The organism is Vibrio sp. 99-70-13A1 (assembly GCF_013114625.1).
GTDB lineage: Bacteria > Pseudomonadota > Gammaproteobacteria > Enterobacterales > Vibrionaceae > Vibrio.
This window is the reverse complement of the sequence record NZ_VTXD01000068.1, coordinates 1-6,154: the sequence shown is the minus strand read 5'-3', so window position 1 is coordinate 6,154 and position 6,154 is coordinate 1. Positions and strand designations below refer to the sequence as shown.

Sequence of the window (6,154 nt, the reverse complement as noted above, 5' to 3'; positions counted from 1 at the left end):
CTAATTATGAACTCGATCCACATAGTCACTTTATGACAAAGGAATTGGTGGAAAAATTCGTATAACAAGCAATTTAAGCAGACTGTCAACGCTTGGCATTTTCAGTTCGGTTTAGCTTAAGTGATTTAGGTGGTAAGTTTGAATGCATTAGTAGCGTTGTCAGCTACTTAATTGGGCGTTATGAGCTTAGGAGTAAAATGGAAATTACGAAGGCGAAGTTCAGTCATCAAGACCAGTTTAAAGACTACGTTGAGTCCTGTATTGCAGATGGCTTAGATCTTTATGACGAAGCAAAATTTGATAGTAGTGCGTACCTAAAGAAGAGAATCGCATACTCCAATGGACTAGAGTTACCTGACGGTTGGGCTCCAATAACAACTTATTTTTGTATGGAGTCAGGTGTCATCCTCGGTTCAATCAGAGTTCGCCACGGAACAAATGATTACATTGAAAATGTCATAGGGCATATTGGCTATGAAACTAGACCAGCAGCTCGTGGTAAAGGTGTTGCCTCATTCCTGCTCGCATGGGTTCGTGACAATGTGGTGTCTAACTCAGTTATTGTTACTTGCTCAATAGACAATTCAGCATCACAAAAGGTTATCGAAAATTGTGGTGGTGAATACCTTGATAACTATATCGATGATAGTGAAGGTACGGTAAGGCGCTACCGTTTAGCACGCTCATAACAAGCAATTTAAGCAGACTGCCAACGCTTGGCATTTTCAATTCGGTTTAGCTTTTGTGATTAAGGTGGTAATTTTGGGTGTATTGGTAGCGTTGTCAGCTACTTAATTGGGCGTTAGGCATTTCAAAGGAAGATGAACTTGATAGATATTGATGCGGAAAAGAAAATAGCAGTGCTAATTGACGCAGAAAATGCACAATATTCTGTATTGGACTCTGTTTTAAAGGAACTTTCTAAACATGGACATATTCTGACCAAGAAAGCTTATGGGGACTGGAGTTCTGAATGTTTGAAAAACTGGAAGCAACCATTAAATGAATTAGCCATAAATCCAGTTCAGCAGTTTTCTTATACCCAAGGCAAAAACTCGTCAGATGCAGCAATGATAATTGATGCCATGGATCTGTTATATTCTAAAAAATATGATGCGTTTGCATTGGTGAGCAGTGATAGTGATTTTACTAAGCTAGCTTCACGGTTAAAAGAATCTGAGATTTATGTTTTTGGTGTGGGTAAAAAAATGACACCTGTTGCTTTTCGCAATGCGTGTGATGATTTCATGTATACCGAAGTTCTGAAAGAGAGATACACCCCAAAAGATGAAACTCCTTCTCTTGTATCGGCAGCTGAAAAGCCCAAGAAAAACGAATCTCGTGAAGTTCGTAATAAGCTTCGTCAAGATACGAAGCTTTTGAATATATTGCGTGGTGCAGCTAGCGAATACCAAGATGAAGAGGGCTGGTCGTTTTTAGCTCACTGTGGCAGTTTGATAAAGCGTCAGTATCCAGATTTCAATTCAAAAAATTATGGTTTTAGTACTCTGAGTCAATTAGTAGAAGCTACTGAATTGTTCGAAATACATAAGAAATCTACGGATTCCGGCGCAACTCAAATATACATCAGGGACGCTCGAAAAAATGCCTAACAAAACGTTTAAGAGTGATTCCCAACGCTCGGCGGCTTCAGCTCAAAGTTTAGCTTAGGTGTTTATGGCACAATGACTTAAGTTTAGTGGCTGCGTCGCTCACACCTTAACGTGGCGTTATATTTACAGGAGGTTCAGTGGCAATTACATATATGGAAATTCTTGATACAGCAGTCAAAATTGGACTTGGTGCTTTGATTAGCGGAGTCACGACTTGGAAAATCACCCAGCTTCAACACAAGAACGACGATGAAAAGCAACGTAGAACCCGAAAATTAGAGAGTTTAGAGTCTGTAGCCGAACAGGTAGAGGTTTTTTCTCATCACTCAATGGTTTATTGGGCAAGAATTGTAGATTTTACTCGTAGAAAAAGCAGCGGTTCAAAACTTAGTGATGACTTTCTGAAAGAGTTGAATGAAGCTAGAACGAACCTTTACAGCTCATACAAAAACCTCAATAGTGCTGAATCAAAATTGTTATTACTTGGATTATCTGACAGCCAGCAATCACTGAGGGCTTTTGGCGAGGCTGTTTCTAGTTTCTATGCTGAAGTGTATATCGGTGAACATGGAAAACCATTAGAAGAAGTCAAATTATGGCGTGAAGATATCTTAGATAATCGTAGAATTTTCTTTGAAGACCTAAGTTCAGCATATGAGAAATCGTAAATATAACAAACAATTTAAGAGTGATTCGGCACGCGTGGCATTTTTACTATGCGTTAGTTTTAGTGATTAAGGTGGTATGCGGAGAATCGGTATTGCGTGCCTCACACCTTAATTGGGCGTTAGGTTTTCCACTCCGATCACAAAACGTTATTATTCCACACTTTCCGTATTGAATGTCGTTAAGCTAATCCTCATATATTTGATGTGCTTACTTTATTAAGCATTGTTGTCCAATTATAGGTGTGAGCATGTCAAGAAAAGAAAAGCTTAAACAAATTATCGAAGAACAGAAAATTCCAGCATTAACCCATTTTACATCTTTATCGAATCTTGAGAGCATCCTTGAAAATGGTCTTTACTCAAGAGATAGAGTTGATGACTCCGTGGAAATTAACGACGAAAAGCGTTTGGACGGGCGTAAAAATACTATATCGACCTCAGTAGGCTTTCCAAATAGTAAGATGTTCTATAAATATAGAAATCAAAAGGGTGGACGTTGGTGTGTTGTAGCTATAAGCAAACATGTCCTGACGGAATTGGATTGTATGTTTTGCAAGCATAACGCAGCAGATGCTCGTATTTCTGGTGTGGCTGATGAAGAGTTAGCTAAACCTGAGAGTCTTGCTGGTATGTATGATGAGGTAGCGGGGCTACCTAGCAGGGGTGAACAAAACCTTCGAAGCTATGATGCAACAGATGTTCAAGCTGAGGTGTTAGTTCGAGACCATATACCTGCAAAATATATTGTGGGTATAGCATTTCAGGACAAACCTTCAAAAGAACGATTTGAAGAACTCGCTGGGAAACGGAAAGTAGTGTTACACTCAAGAAATAAAGGTCTATTTGGTGCTCGAGAGTATGTACGAAGGTAATTTTAATGGCTGACAGACCCATCTTTATACCCAAAGTAGATGAAGTTGGAGTGAAAGAAGTTAATATAAACTTCAAATGGCATAGTGGCTTTGCTTTGGTGCAAAAACAAAAGACGATCCATGAGCTACATGAAAGAGCTTGTGGGTTGGGCTTTAGTAATATACTAGAGATTTCAAGTAAATCTCCAGACACTCTAGGTGTTAACCTTAGTGCTTTTAATTTGTTAATTACCACACAAAAAAAGAATCAAAGTTTCTCAGTAGAATCAGCTTTTCAAGGTAGTAAAGTATTCGATCAAGGTGGACCATATTTGGATCTATTCGCGGTAGACTCAAAAACCGCAAAAAAAGATCCAAGAATTAAGTCATCGGGTAACTTAGAGTGCTTCCTCTTTTTTAATCAAAAGTTTCCAATTTTGCCTCGTACATATTTTTACGACTGGCTATATATTAATGCCCTAATGCAACATCCGAAGTTAGCTGAGCAGGTTATGCTATTTAATGGATTTAGCGATATTGAGTTTAATCCAGAAAAATCAATTAACTGCCAAGCTCACGCTGTCGCACTATTCATTAGCTTAATAAGCAATGGTATCCCTCAACAGGACTTAAAAAATCCCGAATCCTTCCTTGAATTTACTCGTTCACATTATGAGAACCAGAAACGAGCTGTTCAAGTTCAGTCGAAAATGTTCTGAAAACCTAACAAACAATTTAAGAGTGATTCCCCACGCTTGGCATTTTTGGTTTGGGTTAAGTTTAGTGTTTACGGTGTTCAAATTGAGTGCCGTGGTAGCGTGGCTCACACCTTAATTGGGCGTTATAAGGCTTATTTAAACTTGGGAGGGTTGGTATGTTGAATAGAGAAAATACTGGACTTATCGTCGTTGATATTCAAGGTAAACTCGCTCGTTTAGTTTATGAAAGTGAAGCTTTAATTTCTAATTGTCAGAAACTAATTAAAGGTGCTCAGGCTCTACAGTCGAAGAACTCAATACAGTCCTTAATCACGAGCCTATAACTAAGTTTTCTTTTAACGGATGTGAATCTTCAGAATTCTTAAGTTCAATTAAAAGCCAAAAAGTAGATACCTGGCTAATTTGCGGAATAGAAGCGCATATTTGTGTTTACCAAACAGCAAAAGGTTTGCTCGAACTAGGTTGCAAAGTGGAGCTTGTCAGTGATTGCGTTTCATCTCGAACTTATTTAAATAAACAGCTCGGCGTTAATCGTTTACAAAGTATCGGTGCAGAAATTACAGGTTTGGAAATGTGTTTGTATGAACTCGTAAAGGACTGTCGAGAGCCAGTATTCAAGAAAATTTTGGGGTTAATTCGTTAGTAAAAAGTCTTATAACAAGCAATTTAAGCAGACTGCCAACGCTTGGCATTTTCAACTTGGTTTAGCTTCAGTGATTTAGGTGGTAAAATTGAGTGTATTGGTAGCGTTGTCAGCTACTTAATTGGGCGTTATAAGCACTTCCTAATATCGGAGTTTAGATGGAAAGTGAAAGACTTAAACTGGTACCTCCGTCCTTAAATTATATTGATGTTATGCATGGGGTCATTGAAGAATCTAAGCAAGATCTCTCTCAGTTTTTGCCTTGGGTTTCAGGCTCTTTATCTAAACAAGTTCTTGAAGATAACACTAAAGAAGCAATGGTGAACTTCTCCCGTTGTACTGGGGAGTTTTGGTTTAATATCATTGAAAAGAAAACAGGGTTGTTTATAGGTGTAGTAGGTTTTATTGTCAGAGATAAATCAGTGCCATATTTTGAAATTGGCTATTGGTTACAAACTTCAAAAACTGGTTTTGGCTACATAACTGAATCTGTTGGTTTGGTTGAACAATATGCTTTTCATGACTTATCAGCACGACGAGTGGAAATTAAAATGGCAGCGTCAAACCTTAAGAGTCAGGCTGTTGCAATACGTTGTGGTTATCAGGTTGAAGCAACATTAATTAACTCTAGGCGACTGCCGTCAGGTGAGCTCGATAGTACGATGATTTATTCTAAAACGCGCTTATAACAAGCAATTCAAGCAGACTGTCAACGCTTGGCATTTTCAACTCGGTTTAGCTTCAGTGATTACGGTGGTAAATTTGAGTGTATTGGTAGCGTTGTCAGCTACTTAATTGGGCGTTAGGGCAAAGGAGGTCAAGTGGATATAAAACTACCGAGTTGTTTGTTGGTTTTGGCTATGATGAGTGGATGTAGTGATAATGTTTGCCAATCAGATCCAACTACAGAGTTTAATTTGGCTCTTGAAAGCTTAATTAAGGGTGGAGATGAGTCGCTTTCACTCCAGCTCATTCAAAACGGATTAGATGTAAATTATCAAAACAACTGTGGTGCAAGTTTGTTACATATATCCACGATTGTGGGTAATGAGCCATTGGTTACGTTGTTATTATCAAAATCTGCAACCCCTAATGTTTTAAATTGGCAGGGTGAATCACCAGTTTATATGGCTGCTCAATGGGCTGAAGACGATATACTAGTTAAGTTATTACAAGCAGGTGCAACTCCTAATTTAGTTGTTGGAGAAACTGCGTTTAGTCCTTTAATGATTGCTGTGTTTAATGAAAATATGAGTACGGTCGAAATCTTAATAGCACATGGGGCAAACACTGATTTTGTTAATGAGAATGGTTTATCAGCTTCTTCTATAGCAAGAGAAAATGGTTACGAAGAAATATTAGCGGCTCTTGAAACGAAAGTGCCCTAACAAGCAATTTAAGCAGACTGCCAACGCTTGGCATTTTCAACTCGTTTAGCTTCAGTGATTTAGGTGGTAAATTTGAGTTTGTTGGTAGCGTTGTCAGCTACTTAATTGGGCGTTATAAAGCACGCATAGAAAAGGATTTTACGTGAACATTAGAACCGGAAAATTGAAGGATGTAGCGGGTATCACTGATATTTTTAATTTCTATATTGAACATACAAATGCACGTTTTGAAGAGTCCCCATTTTCGTTAGAAAATCGACAACAATGGTTTT

7 protein-coding genes and 2 pseudogenes are annotated in these 6,154 nt (G+C 38.3%); all 9 read left to right on the top strand.

Annotation, left to right across the window (positions count from 1 at the left end):
- Nucleotides 1-197 precede the first annotated feature (197 nt).
- Nucleotides 198-689, top strand: a complete 492-nt coding sequence (locus tag F0226_RS21950) for a GNAT family N-acetyltransferase (RefSeq protein WP_171737623.1) — start codon at nucleotides 198-200, stop codon at nucleotides 687-689.
- Nucleotides 690-827: 138 nt separating this feature from the next.
- On the top strand, nucleotides 828-1,613 hold the full coding sequence (locus F0226_RS21945) for an NYN domain-containing protein (protein ID WP_171737622.1): 786 nt from the start codon (nucleotides 828-830) through the stop codon (nucleotides 1,611-1,613).
- Nucleotides 1,614-1,750: 137 nt separating this feature from the next.
- Nucleotides 1,751-2,281, top strand: coding sequence for a hypothetical protein (locus tag F0226_RS21940; protein ID WP_171737621.1), 531 nt, complete (start codon nucleotides 1,751-1,753; stop codon nucleotides 2,279-2,281).
- A gap of 248 nt (nucleotides 2,282-2,529) precedes the next feature.
- On the top strand, nucleotides 2,530-3,153 hold the full coding sequence (locus tag F0226_RS21930; RefSeq protein WP_171737620.1) for a DarT ssDNA thymidine ADP-ribosyltransferase family protein: 624 nt from the start codon (nucleotides 2,530-2,532) through the stop codon (nucleotides 3,151-3,153).
- Nucleotides 3,154-3,158: 5 nt separating this feature from the next.
- On the top strand, nucleotides 3,159-3,851 hold the full coding sequence (locus F0226_RS21925) for a hypothetical protein (RefSeq protein ID WP_171737619.1): 693 nt from the start codon (nucleotides 3,159-3,161) through the stop codon (nucleotides 3,849-3,851).
- 155 nt (nucleotides 3,852-4,006) lie between these two features.
- Nucleotides 4,007-4,494: pseudogene (locus tag F0226_RS21920) on the top strand (isochorismatase family protein).
- Nucleotides 4,495-4,652: 158 nt separating this feature from the next.
- On the top strand, nucleotides 4,653-5,183 hold the full coding sequence (locus tag F0226_RS21915) for a GNAT family N-acetyltransferase (RefSeq protein WP_171737618.1): 531 nt from the start codon (nucleotides 4,653-4,655) through the stop codon (nucleotides 5,181-5,183).
- A gap of 132 nt (nucleotides 5,184-5,315) precedes the next feature.
- Nucleotides 5,316-5,882, top strand: coding sequence for an ankyrin repeat domain-containing protein (locus F0226_RS21910; protein WP_171737617.1), 567 nt, complete (start codon nucleotides 5,316-5,318; stop codon nucleotides 5,880-5,882).
- 142 nt (nucleotides 5,883-6,024) lie between these two features.
- Nucleotides 6,025-6,154 (top strand): annotated as a pseudogene (locus tag F0226_RS21905) (GNAT family N-acetyltransferase); the annotation flags it as partial.